The following is a 13,932-nucleotide window of genomic DNA, read 5'->3' as shown; positions in this document are numbered from 1 at the left end:
CTCAATGACCAACCCGATCCTGTCCGACTGGAATACGCCCTTCGAAATTGCCCCATTTGCGACGATCTCGGATGATGATTTCACTCCTGCGCTGGAGCAGGCGATGCAAGCGCATGATGCTGAGATCGATGCGATTGCGGCAAATCCGGACACGCCCACATTCGCCAATACGATTGAAGCACTTGAAGCCGCCGGTGAGCAGATGGACAAAGTCTTGTCGGTGTTCTTCACCGTCGCAGGCGCTGACAGCAACCCCAAGCGCGAGGAACTCCAACGCGCGTTTTCACCGAAACTCGCCGCACATTACTCACGCATTTCTTCGAACAAATCCCTATTTCAGCGGGTGGCTGATCTGTGGGATCGGCGCGACGAATTGGGTCTGACCGACGAACAGGCGCGCGTTCTGATGTTATCCCATCGAGGATTAGTGCGGGCTGGGGCCGCGTTGACCGGAGATGACGATGCGAGGATGCAAGAGCTCAAGGCCCGTCTGGCCTCATTGGGCACGTCTTTCACGCAGAATCTGTTGGCAGATGAGCGGGATTGGTTCATGGAACTCGCCGAAGAAGATCTGCAGGGATTGCCCGGTTTTGTCGTCGATACAGCCCGGGCAGCCGGACAGGAAAAGGGCGCGGATGGGCCGGTGGTGACGCTGTCGCGATCACTTATTGTGCCGTTTCTGCAGTTTTCACCTCGCCGGGATCTAAGAGAAAAAGCCTATCGTGCGTGGACGGCGCGTGGCGCAAATGGCGGTGAGACTGACAATCGCGAGATTGCTGCCGAAATCCTGAAACTGCGTGAAGAACGCGCCAAGCTGCTCGGCTATGACAGCTTTGCCGAATACAAGCTGGAAACCGAGATGGCACGGACACCTGATCGGGTGCGCGACCTTCTCATGCAGGTCTGGGAACCTGCGAAAAAGCGAGCAGATGCAGACGCCGATGAGTTGACACAAATGATGCAAGAGGACGGCATCAACGGCCCATTGGAAGCCTGGGACTGGCGTTACTATGCCGAGAAACGGCGCAAAGCCGAACATGATCTGGATGAGGCGGCGCTGAAGCCCTATCTGCAACTGGATCGGATGATTGAGGCCTCGTTTGCCTGCGCCAATCGGCTGTTCGGGCTGGAATTTGCTCCGTTGGATGTGCCTCTCTACCATCCTGATTGTCGTGCGTGGGAGGTAACCCGGAACGGCGAACATGTTGCGGTCTTCATCGGAGACTACTTTGCACGTGGATCGAAACGATCAGGCGCATGGTGCAGCGCAATGCGGGGGCAGGCAAAGTTTCCGAAGGTACAGGCGCCTGTCGTTATCAATGTGTGCAACTTCGCCAAGGGTGACCCGGCACTGCTGTCTTATGACGATGCGCGAACACTGTTCCACGAATTCGGCCACGCCCTGCACCAGATGTTGTCCAATGTGACCTATGAAAGCATTTCTGGCACCTCAGTGGCGCGTGATTTTGTCGAGCTGCCCAGCCAGCTTTACGAACACTGGCTGGAAGTGCCCGAGGTATTGGCCGAGTTCGCCACGCACGCGGATACCGATGAGCCGATGCCGCAGGAAATGCTGAAAAAGGTTCTGAAAGCGGCCAATTTTGACCAGGGCTTTCAGACGGTGGAATATGTTGCCTCGGCGCTAGTTGATCTGGCGTTCCACGATGGGGCAGCGCCCGCTAACCCGATGGAGAAACAGGTTGAGGTTCTTGCGGAAATAGGGATGCCTTCTGCTATTGGCATGCGCCATGCGACCCCGCATTTCGCCCACGTCTTCGCGGGAGACGGCTATAGCTCGGGCTACTACAGCTATATGTGGTCCGAGGTCATGGACGCAGATGCCTTTGCCGCCTTTGAAGAGGCAGGTGGGGCGTTCGATCCTGAACGCGCTAAGGCGCTGGAGGACAATATCCTGTCTACGGGTGGATCACGCGAGGCTGAAGATCTCTATCTGGCCTTCCGTGGTCGCCTGCCCGGCGTCGAAGCCTTGCTTAAAGGTCGCGGTTTGATTGCTGCCTAGTAACCGAGGTCTCTATCGACGAGGTGCAGGAAGGGCTCTCCTGCCTCACCTCGTCGGATGTTTTCGGATATCACCTGTGCTGCTGTGACGGGGCGCGTTTCCGAGGCAATGTGCGGTGTGACAGTTACATTAGGATGCACCCAGTACGGATGGTTGACCGGGAGCGGTTCGATCCGGAATACATCCAGTGTGGCATGTCCGATCTGTCCCGAATTCAGCGCATGCAGCAAGGCGTCGTCATCAATCAAAGGCCCACGCCCCGGATTAACGATCTGTGCGCCTTTGGGAAGCAGGGCGAGCGTGTCTGCATTCAAGATGTTTTCGGTGGCAGGTGTATCGGGCAACAGGAGCACAGCGATTTCTGCCTGCGACAGCGCTTCTCGCAACCCATCCTGCCCGTGCAGGCAGGTCACTCCGGGGATATCTTTTGCGGTACGGCTCCAGCCGATGACATGAAAATTCAATGCGGCCAGAGCGAGGGCAGCGGCTTCACCCAATGCGCCCAATCCCAAAATGCAGACCGTGCGCTGAGAGGCCAGCGGTGGAGCATCCGGTGTCCACGTGCCATCCTGCTGCGTGATGTGACGGTCCATGCCAAGGTGATAGCGCAGTACGTGCCCAACCACCCATTCGGTCATGCCCTGCGTCAATCCACCATCGACCATCCGCGCCAGCGGAACTGTGAGGGTTTCATTGCCCGAGATCTTCTCAACCCCTGCCCAGAGGCTCAGCACCGCTTTGAGCTGCGAGAAGGGAGTGAAATCCTGTACCCCTCCGTTCGGGGCATAGACGATGTAGTCAACCTGATCCGCTGGGATGTCTTTGGCTAAGTGAAAATCCAGCCCCGCGTCGGTCAGGTATTGGCGCATCAGAGGCTCATACTCTGGCCACAACTCAGGGCGCGCGGAAAACAGGATATTCACGGGCATGGTAAACCTTTCAGCGGGGGCGGTGGATATGAGCGCTTTGGACAATGCCAAAGGCGGCCATCAGGACCAGCATGGCAGAACCGCCATAACTGACCATTGGCAGAGGCACGCCAACAACCGGGGCAAGCCCCATCACCATCGACATGTTGACGGCAAAAAACAGGAAGAAGTTCAGCGCAATGCCCAGCGTTACCAGCGACGAGAACCGATCCTTGGTCGAAAGGGCAGTGACCATACAGAAGATCAGGATCAGGCCATATAGGATCAGCAGGGTTATGCCGCCGACAAAGCCGAACTCTTCAGCCAGAGTAGTAAAGATGAAATCGGTGTGTTTCTCGGGTAGAAAATTCAGGCGTGACTGCGTGCCCTGCATAAAGCCTCGCCCGTTCCAGCCGCCTGACCCAAGCGCGATCTTCGACTGCGTGATGTGGTATCCCGCCCCGAGCGGGTCGGTGGAAGGATCGAGGAAGGTGTCGATACGTCGGAACTGGTAGTCTTTGAGAAGTTGCCATTCCGTCCCACGGCTGTTGAACACCGTGGCAATCAGTCCAATCCCCGCCGCGATGACGGCGGCGAAATAGGCCCAATGGACACCGGCCAGAAACATAAGACCTCCGCCAGCGGCAAGCAGCAGAATTGATGTGCCGAGATCGGGTTGTTTCAGAACCATAAAGGTCGGAATCAGGATCAGAAGGACTGGGATAATCACCCACAGCGGTCGCGAGGTTTTATGGGCAGGCAACCAATCGTAATAGGCAGCGAGGACCATCACCAACGCGACTTTCATGACCTCGGAAGGCTGGAGCCGCATGAACCCCAGATCAATCCAGCGCTGCGCGCCCATGCCGATGGTACCGAACAGTTCCACCACAATCAGCAATCCTATGGATCCCAGATAGGCTACGACCGACATATTGCGCCAGAACCAGATAGGAACGATGGCGACGATGAACATTGCCGCCAACCCCAGGCCAAAACGCTCCATCTGAGGTTCGGCCCATGGCATCCAAGACCCGCCCGCCACCGAATACAGCATCAGGAAACCGGCGCTGGCGACGCTGATCAAAAGTAATGTCAGCGGCCAGTTCATATAAAGGAACTTGCGGAATCCCGAAGGCGTGGATTTGACGGCATATTCAAGATAGCTCATGCGCGGTCCTTTTCATCAGGACGCGCTTTGGGGCGGCGATCCCCCTCAAGTCGCTTTTGTTGTTCCTTGATACGCTCGCGGTCACCAGCCGGGTAGGCTTCGAGCGGTGGAGTGCCGCTGTAAAGTGCCTGTAGCATGATGTCGCGCGCCACCGGTGCGGCTGCTTTGGAGCCACCGCCGCCATGTTCCACCACCACGGCCACTGCGTATTTCGGATTGTCGTAGGGCGCGAAGCTTACGAACAGCGCGTGGTCCCGACGCTCCCACGGCAGGTCTTCGTTGCGGATTACCCCTGCGGCGCGCTCGGCTTTGGTGATGTTGCGCACCTGACTCGTACCCGTCTTACCGGCCATGCGGAACTCATCAGCGATGATCCGACTGCGGTATGCCGTGCCGCGCCGATTATTCGAGACCGAGAACATTGCCTTGCGCACTTGCTCAAGATTGTTGCGATTAACGGCCAGCGGTTCGCCTGCTCCCGAGGGCTGCTCGATCCCGTCAACCGAGCGCACCAGCCGTGGTTTTACCGCACGACCGGTCGCCAGTCGTGCAGTCATGACTGCCAGTTGGAGTGGTGATGCGAGCATGAAACCCTGACCGATTGAGGCATTCGCGGTGTCACCCACCAACCAGTCCTGCCCGTGGATGCGTTGCTTCCATTCCTGATTAGGGGCAAGCCCCGCAGCTACCGCAGACATCGGGATGTCATGTTTGATACCCAACCCGAAAGTGTTTGCCATCTCGGAAATCTTGTCGATCCCAACGCGGATTGCCACGTCATAGTAGAATACATCGCAGCTACGCTTCAGCGATGTTTCAAGGTCAACTGACCCGTGCCCTCCGCGTTTCCAACAGTGGAAGCGGCGGCTGCCGACTTTCATGTGACCGGGGCAGTACACCGTGTTGGAGGGGCTGATTACTCCGGCCTCAAGCGCGGCCATGGCAGTGATCATCTTGAAGGTTGATCCCGGTGGATAGGTGCCCTGTACCGTTTTGTTGGCCAGCGGACGGTATTTGTCATTCGTCAAAGTACGATAGTCGGCCACTGAAATGCCGCGCACGAACAAGTTCGGATCAAAACTCGGGGCCGAGCTGATGGCGCGGATGTCGCCAGTTTCGCAGTCCATCACGACGGCTGCAGCACTTTCGCCAGCCAGACGGGCCTGAGCATATTGCTGAAGATCGGCATCAACAGATAGTTGCAGATCGGCCCCGGCAAGACCCTCTTGCCGGTCCAGTTCACGCATGACGCGGCCTGTGGCATTGACCTCGACCCGTTTTGCGCCTGCCTTGCCGCGCAAGCTGATTTCTTGCTTGGCTTCTAAACCAACCTTGCCAATCTGGAACCGTGGGATACGCAGAACCGGTTCGGGGTCTTCGATTTGGCTCAGGTCATAATCGCTGACCGGGCCCACATAACCGACGACATGGGCGAAATCCTCATAGCGCGGGTACTGGCGCGTAGAGCCTACCTCGGGAGTGACACCAGGCAAAGCCGGAGCGTTGACGGCAACTTTTGAGATATCCTCCCACGTTACTTGGTCAGCCAATGTAACTGGCAAGAACGGGGCAGAGCGACGCATTTCCGTCTTGGCACGTTCAATTTCATCTACGGTCAGCGGGATCAGTTCCGAGAGTTTGGAAATGACTTTGTCGATGTCGCCCGCATCCTCACGCACGATGACGATGCGATAAGACGGTGAGTTTTGCCCAATGATCTGCCCGTTTCGGTCGTAGATCCGGCCCCGGGTCGGTGGAATCAGGCGAATATTGATACGGTTTTCTTCGGCCAGCAAGCGATACTCATCAGCCTGATCAACCTGCATGAACCGCATTCGGGCAGCGAGGCCACCAACAAAGGCCGCTTGCAATCCACCTAAAATCAAGGCGCGGCGCGGCAGCCGCTTGTATGCCAGACCCTGAGGTTTTGGTTTTCTTTGTTTCATGACCGCACTCGGGGCATTGTGCTGTCCGCGACCGATTTTCGTCGCACACCAAAGGCACTTTGGCTCATCAGGACAATTAAGGGATAGATTGCGATTGTCAGTACCACTTGCACTACCACTGGCCCCAATGACGCCTGTTGCACTGACAGGATAGCAAGAAGGAGGCGGTTAAGTACAAAAACAACTGTGATTACGGCTCCGACAGTCGTCCATTCGCCTATAAATCCCAAATCTTTCATACCAACGGAGGCGGAATGGAGATAGGCGGCCCCTAATACCACCAATGCAGCCAGCAGACCGGGCGGGCGCTGTAACAACAAATCAGCCATGAACATGACAACGGCAATCGTCAGGATTGGAACGTATTCGGGTCGCCGCAATACCCACGCATAGGTAAGCGCGATCATGATATCCGGAAACGGTAGCCGATCAGGTTTCGTGTCCAGCGGCAATAAGTGCAGGAACATCACTATAATCGCCAAGGCGACATACAAGCTGCGTTTAGCCCAAAGTGAGGAGACAGACTTATCCATCGTTGACCCCTTGTGTGGTCAAAGCTGCCTCGGGCTGGCGCGGACCGACTATGTCTCCTGAATCGCTAATTGGTGGTGCGGACTGATAGCGTAGAACACGCAAGAATTCGAGACGCTCGAAATCGGCGGAAAGACGTACGCGTAACCTGCCGCCCGGATCAACGCTGATCTGTCCAATCAACAGGCCGCCGGGGAATACTCCCCCATCGCCGGATGTCACAACACGGTCGCCGGGTCGAACCAGTTCCCGGTTTTCGAGAAATTCGACAGCGGGTGTAGAGGTATTATCACCGGTAATCAATGCAGTCTGACCCGATGGTTGTATGGTGGCGGGGATTGCGCTTGAGGCATCGGTCAACAGGATCACGCGCGAAGTATCGGACCCAACACCCGAGATGCGCCCGACCACGCCTATCCCATCCATCGTAGCCCAGCCATCCACGATACCATCCCGCTCGCCGACATTCAGCAGAACTGATTGCCGGAATGGTGATCCGCTATCAGCCATTACGACGCCGGTAACGTAGGTCAGTCGCGGATCGAGGCGTACATTATTCAAATCCAGCAGGCGGGCATTTTCCTGCTCCAGCTGTAATGCGGCCTCTTTCCAGGCGCGCATCAGGCGTAATTCGCTGCGTAGTTCCTGGTTTTGTTCGCTAAGGCGCTGGTAGCTTTGGAAATCACGCGACAGGTTGATCAACGCGGTAACCGGCACCATCGCCCACTCCATCGAAGGTACAACAGTGTCTACCACCTGAGCACGGAAACGTTCGACCCGCGGGCTGTCGATGCGCCAGACCAAGAATATACCCAGCAGGCATAAAACAACGATCCCCACAAGCAATCGGCGCAGGGGTGTCGTGTATTCGTCGCGCTGTGATCGGTCCTTTGCCACAGGTTACCTTCCCGTGCTGCTCGTGCCCGAGTTTTCGTACCCTAAGGGTGCGCGCCTTAGCTTTCGTAGTCAATCGCGTGGCGCAGTTGTTTTTCGTATTCCAGCGCTTTGCCGGTGCCCAAAGCCACACAATTCAGGCTTTCATCAGCGATTGAAACGGCCAGCCCGGTCTGTTCGCGGAGAGCCAGATCCAAATCGCCCAACAGCGCACCGCCACCGGTCAGCATGACGCCGCGGTCGACGATATCAGCCGCCAGATCGGGCGGTGTGGTTTCCAGCGCGGTCATCACCGCCTCGCAGATCGCCTGAACGGGCTCGGACAGTGCTTCGGCCACCTGAGCCTGACTGATCTCAATTTCCTTAGGCACGCCGTTCAACAGATCGCGGCCTCGGATATGCATCGACTGCCCACGCCCATCATCGGGCATCCGTGCAGTGCCGATTGTGGTCTTGATGCGCTCAGCGGTCGATTCACCGACCAACAGGTTCTGCTGGCGACGCAGATACGAGATGATGGCCTCGTCCATGCGGTCACCACCCACGCGGACCGAACGCGCATAAACGATGTCACCCAGCGACAGAACCGCGACCTCGGTGGTGCCGCCGCCGATATCAACGACCATGTTGCCCGTCGGGTCGGTGATTGGCATGCCCGCACCGATCGCAGCTGCAATCGGTTCGGCAATCAGGCCCGCGCGTCGCGCGCCTGCAGACAGAACAGATTGACGGATCGCGCGTTTTTCAACGGGTGTCGCGCCATGGGGGACACAGACGATGATCTTGGGTTTCGAGAAAGTTGAGCGTTTGTGCACTTTGCGGATAAAGTGTTTGATCATCTCTTCCGCGGTGTCGAAGTCAGCGATGACGCCCTCTCGCATCGGGCGGATCGCTTCGATCGAGCCTGGCGTTCGACCCAACATCAATTTGGCGTCCTCGCCGACGGCCAGAACCTTCTTCACGCCATCCTTGACGTGGTAGGCAACAACTGACGGTTCGGACAGGATCACACCGCGCCCTTTGACGTAAACAAGCGTGTTCGCTGTTCCGAGGTCTATAGCCATGTCCGCTGTGAACAGGCCGCCCAGAGTGCCAAAGATGCCCATATTTCCCTGATCCCGTTTGTCCGAATTTCCACTGCCCGCGACTCGACGGTTCCGGGACGGATGCCTTATAGGGTGCCAACTCGTCCGGTTAAAGGGCTGATTCCGCGATAGTCAGCACCTTTCCGCCTTATTGGTAGGGACTTTAGAAGGCAAAATGCTCTCATATCAACATATTTACCACGCTGGAAATCTGGCTGATGTACAAAAGCACGCTTTATTGGCGTGGACGCTGCGGTATCTGACCCAAAAGGACAAGCCGATCAGTTATGTCGAGACGCATTCGGGGCGTGGTCTGTATGAGCTTGACGCGGCCGAGGCGATCCGAACGGGAGAAGCGGCTGCCGGTATCGCGCGTGCGCAGCGTGAGGGTTGGTTTGATCCGGATCACCCAATGATGCAGGTGCTGGGGACTATGCAGGCCCGATATGGCGCGCCTGCTTATCCCGGTTCCCCACTAATCGCTGCAAATCTGCTCAGAGAACAGGACAGTTTGCACCTTGCTGAGTTGCATCCTCAGGAACATGCGGCACTGGCTACTGCACTGTCGCCGTACAGGGCCAAGGTTTACCGGCAAGACGGGTTCGAACTTGCGCAATCTCTGCTGCCACCAACGCCCCGGCGTGGGATGATGCTGATCGATCCCAGTTATGAATTGAAGGCAGACTATGACCGGTTGCCTGGGGTGATCGCGAAATTGCATCGCAAGTGGAATGTGGGGGTGATCGCGCTCTGGTATCCAATCCTGACGGATGCGCGACACAAGGCTATGATTTCATCACTGAAATCCGCCGGATATCCCAAAACGATTTGCCATGAGGTGCGGTTTCCTGCTGCGCGGGAAGGTCATCATATGATCGGGTCTGGCATGTTTGTCGTGAACGCTCCGTTTGGGTTTGCGGACGAGGCGCGCAGGTTGGATGCAATATTTGCGGGGCTGGGTCACAGGTAACACATGTTCAAGGCGCATTGAGCGTGTCCGACTACACGTCCTGGCTGTGTCTGCAAAATTTCTTGTTCCAAAAGGACCACCGGCCCTAAACTTACAGCAGGGAGGGGTGCCATGAAACGCCGACTTGCTACGGTTTTGGCCGCCGATATGGTGGGTTATAGCCGATTGATGGAAATTGACGAGCAAGGCACGCTGGCGCGGCTGCGCACGCACCGGATTGAGCTTATCGACCCTTCGATCGAGAAAAACCACGGAAAGATTATCAAGACCACCGGCGACGGAATGCTTGTCGAATTTCCCAGCGCAAGCGACGCCGTAACCTGCGCCGTCGAAGTTCAGAACCGAATGTTGCGTAGGAATGCGGATGTTCCGCAAGATCAGCGCATTCAGTTTCGCATAGGCATCAACCTTGATGAAATCATCTTTGAAGACGGGGACATCTTTGGCAGTGGTGTCAACATTGCCGCCCGGTTGGAACAATCAGCACAAGCAGGCGAAGTGCTGATTTCCGGCGCTGTCCACGAACAGGTATCCAGTCGGTTGGAGCTACAGTTTCACGATGTAGGGGACCTGTCACTCAAGAACCTGTCGCAACCTGTTCGCGCGTACAGGGTCGGATTAGATGCGCCGGCCGGCGAGGCCGAGCAGAACCTTACCGGGCAAGAAGGGACAAGAGTCGTCAAACCCTCGATCGCGGTTCTTCCATTTGAGAACATGAGTGGTGATCCAGAGCAGGAGTTCTTTGCCGACGGTCTGACCGAAGATCTTCTGACTGAGCTGAGCCGCAGGCACGAACTGTTCGTGATCTCGCGCAATTCCTGCTTTGTCTACAAAGGGCAGGCGGTGAACGTCCGTGATGTTGGTGATAAACTGGGTGCGCGCTACATAGTCGAAGGCAGCGTTCGCAAGGCGGGAAATCGGGTGCGCGTTACGGTTCAGTTGATCGACAGTGAATGCGATGGCCATGTCTGGGCCGAGAAATATGACCGTGACCTTGACGATATTTTCACCATTCAGGACGAGGTGATTTCAGCTGTGGTTGCGACTCTGCCGGGGAGGATCGAAGCGTCCCAGCAAGAAGGGCTGGCGCGCAAAAAACCATCGAGTTTCGCCGCGTACGAATGTGTTCTGGCCGCCAAGGTCCTGCATCATCGCAGCACGTACGAAGATAATGCCGAGGCCACCAAGCTGATCGACCGCGCCATCGAGCTTGACCCCGACTATGCCCACGCCCACGCCTGGAGCGGTTGCATCCGGGGGCAAGCCTGGGGCTATGGCTGGTGTGATGACAGCGACGCCATGATGGCGTCCTGCGAAGAGGCGATCCTGAAGGCGGCCTCGATGGATGACAACGACGCGGATGTTCATCGTTTGATGGGGGCCGTCGAGATATTGCGGAACAATCTGGCGCGTGCGCGTTACCATCAGGAACGGGCGTTGTCGCTGAACCCGAACTACGATCTGGTTGTCGTCCAGATGGGAGAGTTGCTGACCTGGTCAGGCCGACCCGACGAAGGCGCTGAGTGGATTCAGAAAGCCATGCGCCTGAATCCGCATCATCCTGCACGTTTCTGGAGCCATCTGGGAAAGGCGCGGTTTGGTGGAAAGCATTATGATCAGGCGATTGACGATTTTGCCCATTTGCCAACGCTAGACTCTGTGCAAAATGCCTATGTCGCGGCGTGCTTCGCGTGGCTGGGGGATGATGCCAAGGCCCGAAAACATGTGGAGGCTATTTATTCTGCGCAGCCCGATACCGAGATCAAAGACCTGGTTGCGACGCTGCATTACGCCCGGGACGAAGATCTGCAGCATTTTGTTGGTGGAGTAAGAAAGGCCGGATTGTCCTGACCTTCCAAGCGAAAAACGGCCCGCGACAACGGGCCGATTTTATCTCAGGTCAGATCCTTATAGCTGATCTCACGCGTGTCCGCGCCTGGACCTGTTTTTTCACGGCGCATGATCAGGCGGTTCAGCGCGTGGATATAAGCTTTGGCCGAGGCAACAACGGTATCCGTATTTGCTGACTGACCGGTGGCAATCATGCCATCCTCTTCCAGCCGTACAGAAACCGTGGCTTGCGCGTCCGTACCTTCGGTCACTGCATGGACCTGATACAACTGCAGATGCGCCTTGTTCGGGTAAATAGCTCGGATCGCTTTGAAAGTCGCGTCCACCGGTCCGTCGCCATGCTCGGTGGCGATAACATCTTTGCCATCGAACTCAAGCTCTACCGTCGATTCAGCCTGACCGCCTGTACCGCAGGTCACTTTCATCGACACCAGTTGCAAACGATCGTCGTCGTCGTCCAGAGACATCAAGGCGATCAGATCGTCGTCAAAGACCTCTTTCTTGCGATCTGCAAGATCCTTGAAGCGCACAAAGATATCCTTGAGCTGGTTGTCTCCGACCTCAAAGCCCAGCGTCTCAAGCTTGTCGCGCAGTGCAGCCCGGCCGGAGTGCTTGCCCAGCGGCAACGACGTGCCCGAAAGGCCGATATCCTCGGGCCGCATGATCTCAAAATTCTCGCGGTTTTTCAGCATTCCGTCTTGGTGAATACCGCTTTCATGGGCGAAAGCATTTTTACCCACGATGGCCTTGTTGAACTGGACAGGAAAGCCCGCCACGGTCGCCACTCTGCGGGAGATGTGCATGATCTTGGTGGTATCTATCCCAGTATGCCAAGGCATGATGTCGTTACGGGTGCGCAACGCCATGACAACTTCTTCCAACGCGGTGTTGCCGGCGCGTTCGCCGAGTCCGTTGATGGTGCATTCGATCTGACGCGCCCCACCCGCGACTGCGGCCAATGAGTTCGCGGTTGCCATGCCAAGGTCGTTATGGCAATGCGTTGCAAAGACCACCTCATCTGCACCGGGGACCGTTTCAATCAGGCGTTTGATCAGGTCGGCAGACTCGACCGGGGCAGTGTAGCCGACAGTATCGGGAATGTTGATTGTGGTCGCACCCGCTTTGATCGCAATCTCGATGACGCGGCACAGATAATCCCATTCGGTCCGCGTTGCATCCATCGGCGACCACTGCACGTTTTCGCACAGGTTGCGCGCATGGCTGACTGTTTCGTGGATCTTGTCGGCCATCTCGTCCATCGTCAGGTTCGGTATGGCGCGATGCAGTGGAGAGGTGCCGATGAACGTATGAATCCGGTTCTTCTCGGCGTGTTTCACGGCCTCCCAACAGCGGTCGATATCGGCAAAATTGGCGCGGGCCAGACCGCAGATGCGGCTGTTCTTCGACCGTTCGGCGATCTCGGATACTGCCTTGAAATCGCCTTCCGATGCGATCGGAAATCCTGCTTCAATGATATCGACGCCCATCTCATCCAAAAGCTCGGCAATCTCGAGCTTTTCGTTGTGGGTCATAGTCGCGCCCGGGCTTTGCTCGCCGTCGCGCAATGTGGTGTCGAAGATCACGACGCGGTCTTGGTCGGTCACGTTTGTCATGGGGTTCTCTTTCTTCTTCTGTCCTAAAGCCTCTTGGCGCGCGGGCGTCCTCCTCTGAGCGGGCGCGCCGGATGGCACGCTCAGAGGCGGATTAGGATCAGTAGACCACGCAGCGATGCACCGCAGGATGCGGCGTCGGCAAAAGCGATATCTGCGCGGTTGATCATGGGCTTCAGCTTATACAGGGCGCATGGCGAATGAAAAGCGGGAAAATGAACCCTAGTTGAAATTGATTGAGCTGTTGAAGGGACTTGGTTTCCTTCTAGCTCTGAAGTCATGGAAACCGCTTTAATCATAGGTGCATCTGGTGGAATTGGGCGCGCGCTGAGCGATTTGTTGCAAGCGCGGGGCGTTGAGGTGACGCGATTGTCACGGTCTGTGGATGGGTTTGATCTGACGGACCCTGATGTGGTTGCGCGGATTTTGAATACTCTCTCTGATCCGTTCGATCTGATTATCGTTGCATCTGGCGCGCTTGAGATAAACGGGGCTGAACCTGAGAAGTCGATGCGCGCCGTGTCAGCCCGCGCGATGATGGACCAGTTTGCCCTGAATGCTATTGGCCCTGCATTGGTCCTCAAACAGGCTCACAGGCTGTTACCACGTGACCGGAAGGCAGCCTTCGTTGTGTTGTCGGCGCGCGTCGGGTCAATTGAAGACAATCGACTTGGTGGTTGGGTAAGCTATCGTGCATCGAAGGCTGCGGTGAACCAGATCGTGCATACAGCCGCGATTGAGCTGGCGCGCACGCATAAACAAGCTGCGTGTGTTGTGATGCATCCCGGCACGGTTAAGACCGCATTTACGAAGAAATATCTCGGTCGCCACCCTGCAGTCGAGCCCGAAGAGGCGGCGGAAAATTTGCTTGCCGTTATCGCAGGGCTATCACCAACCGACACGGGCGGGTTTTTTGACTGGGCTGGCAAGCGCGTGCCTTGGTAGG

Annotated in this window: 11 protein-coding genes; 4 read left to right on the top strand and 7 right to left on the bottom strand. The window is 56.8% G+C overall.

Going from position 1 to position 13,932, the window contains the following annotated elements:
- The first annotated feature begins 4 nt into the window (after positions 1–4).
- Entirely contained in the window at positions 5–2,020 is a 2,016-nt protein-coding gene (locus ACRZ91_RS10365; RefSeq protein ID WP_480904975.1) for a M3 family metallopeptidase, read from the top strand.
- Here the strand turns inward: ACRZ91_RS10365 and ACRZ91_RS10360 are convergent.
- From ACRZ91_RS10360 to ACRZ91_RS10335, 6 genes are read right to left on the bottom strand one after another with little or no spacing between them, the layout of a single operon-like run.
- Positions 2,017–2,949 carry a 2-hydroxyacid dehydrogenase gene (locus tag ACRZ91_RS10360; RefSeq protein WP_480904972.1) on the bottom strand — a complete coding sequence of 311 codons (933 nt, stop codon included), beginning with the start codon at positions 2,947–2,949 and terminating at the stop codon, positions 2,017–2,019. The two genes, ACRZ91_RS10365 and ACRZ91_RS10360, sit on opposite strands and share 4 nt — an antisense overlap.
- A 10-nt stretch (positions 2,950–2,959) precedes the next feature.
- The gene (gene rodA / locus ACRZ91_RS10355) at positions 2,960–4,099 is read right to left on the bottom strand and encodes a rod shape-determining protein RodA (RefSeq protein ID WP_480904969.1); all 1,140 of its coding nucleotides are present in this window, start codon (positions 4,097–4,099) and stop codon (positions 2,960–2,962) included.
- The gene (gene mrdA, locus ACRZ91_RS10350) at positions 4,096–6,045 is read right to left on the bottom strand and encodes a penicillin-binding protein 2 (RefSeq protein ID WP_480904967.1); all 1,950 of its coding nucleotides are present in this window, start codon (positions 6,043–6,045) and stop codon (positions 4,096–4,098) included. The genes rodA and mrdA overlap by 4 nt, the downstream gene beginning before the upstream one ends.
- Positions 6,042–6,578: a rod shape-determining protein MreD gene (locus ACRZ91_RS10345; protein ID WP_170474388.1), complete on the bottom strand. Its 537-nt coding sequence runs from the start codon at positions 6,576–6,578 to the stop codon at positions 6,042–6,044. The genes mrdA and ACRZ91_RS10345 overlap by 4 nt, the downstream gene beginning before the upstream one ends.
- Positions 6,571–7,473: a rod shape-determining protein MreC gene (gene mreC, locus ACRZ91_RS10340; RefSeq protein WP_170474392.1), complete on the bottom strand. Its 903-nt coding sequence runs from the start codon at positions 7,471–7,473 to the stop codon at positions 6,571–6,573. The genes ACRZ91_RS10345 and mreC overlap by 8 nt, the downstream gene beginning before the upstream one ends.
- Before the next feature lie 56 nt (positions 7,474–7,529).
- Entirely contained in the window at positions 7,530–8,576 is a 1,047-nt protein-coding gene (locus ACRZ91_RS10335; protein ID WP_010442888.1) for a rod shape-determining protein, read from the bottom strand.
- 154 nt (positions 8,577–8,730) lie between these two features.
- Between ACRZ91_RS10335 and ACRZ91_RS10330 the strand changes: the two genes are divergently transcribed.
- Positions 8,731–9,525 carry a 23S rRNA (adenine(2030)-N(6))-methyltransferase RlmJ gene (locus tag ACRZ91_RS10330; RefSeq protein WP_480904962.1) on the top strand — a complete coding sequence of 265 codons (795 nt, stop codon included), beginning with the start codon at positions 8,731–8,733 and terminating at the stop codon, positions 9,523–9,525.
- A gap of 111 nt (positions 9,526–9,636) precedes the next feature.
- The gene (locus ACRZ91_RS10325) at positions 9,637–11,376 is read left to right on the top strand and encodes an adenylate/guanylate cyclase domain-containing protein (RefSeq protein WP_480904959.1); all 1,740 of its coding nucleotides are present in this window, start codon (positions 9,637–9,639) and stop codon (positions 11,374–11,376) included.
- A gap of 44 nt (positions 11,377–11,420) precedes the next feature.
- On the opposite strand, the gene ACRZ91_RS10320 is transcribed toward ACRZ91_RS10325, so the two are convergent.
- Positions 11,421–12,989: a 2-isopropylmalate synthase gene (locus tag ACRZ91_RS10320; protein WP_480904956.1), complete on the bottom strand. Its 1,569-nt coding sequence runs from the start codon at positions 12,987–12,989 to the stop codon at positions 11,421–11,423.
- Between the two features lie 276 nt (positions 12,990–13,265).
- Here ACRZ91_RS10320 and ACRZ91_RS10315 point away from each other — a divergent pair, with 276 nt between their 5' ends.
- The gene (locus tag ACRZ91_RS10315; protein ID WP_170474408.1) at positions 13,266–13,931 is read left to right on the top strand and encodes an SDR family NAD(P)-dependent oxidoreductase; all 666 of its coding nucleotides are present in this window, start codon (positions 13,266–13,268) and stop codon (positions 13,929–13,931) included.
- Position 13,932: the final 1 nt, after the last annotated feature.

This window comes from Ruegeria sp. O11, assembly GCF_056535285.1.
Note: the sequence above shows the minus strand (reverse complement) of the source record. Positions and strands in the feature narration are given on the sequence as shown.

Excerpts from the sequence above, each read along its gene's own strand:
- ACRZ91_RS10365 (WP_480904975.1), top strand. The coding sequence starts at position 5 with ATGACCAACCCGATCCTGTCCGACTGGAATACGCCCTTCGAAATTGCC.
- ACRZ91_RS10360 (WP_480904972.1), bottom strand. The coding sequence starts at position 2,949 with ATGCCCGTGAATATCCTGTTTTCCGCGCGCCCTGAGTTGTGGCCAGAG.
- rodA (WP_480904969.1), bottom strand. The coding sequence starts at position 4,099 with ATGAGCTATCTTGAATATGCCGTCAAATCCACGCCTTCGGGATTCCGC.
- mrdA (WP_480904967.1), bottom strand. The coding sequence starts at position 6,045 with ATGAAACAAAGAAAACCAAAACCTCAGGGTCTGGCATACAAGCGGCTG.
- ACRZ91_RS10345 (WP_170474388.1), bottom strand. The coding sequence starts at position 6,578 with ATGGATAAGTCTGTCTCCTCACTTTGGGCTAAACGCAGCTTGTATGTC.
- ACRZ91_RS10335 (WP_010442888.1), bottom strand. The coding sequence starts at position 8,576 with ATGGGCATCTTTGGCACTCTGGGCGGCCTGTTCACAGCGGACATGGCT.
- ACRZ91_RS10330 (WP_480904962.1), top strand. The coding sequence starts at position 8,731 with ATGCTCTCATATCAACATATTTACCACGCTGGAAATCTGGCTGATGTA.
- ACRZ91_RS10325 (WP_480904959.1), top strand. The coding sequence starts at position 9,637 with ATGAAACGCCGACTTGCTACGGTTTTGGCCGCCGATATGGTGGGTTAT.
- ACRZ91_RS10320 (WP_480904956.1), bottom strand. The coding sequence starts at position 12,989 with ATGACAAACGTGACCGACCAAGACCGCGTCGTGATCTTCGACACCACA.
- ACRZ91_RS10315 (WP_170474408.1), top strand. The coding sequence starts at position 13,266 with ATGGAAACCGCTTTAATCATAGGTGCATCTGGTGGAATTGGGCGCGCG.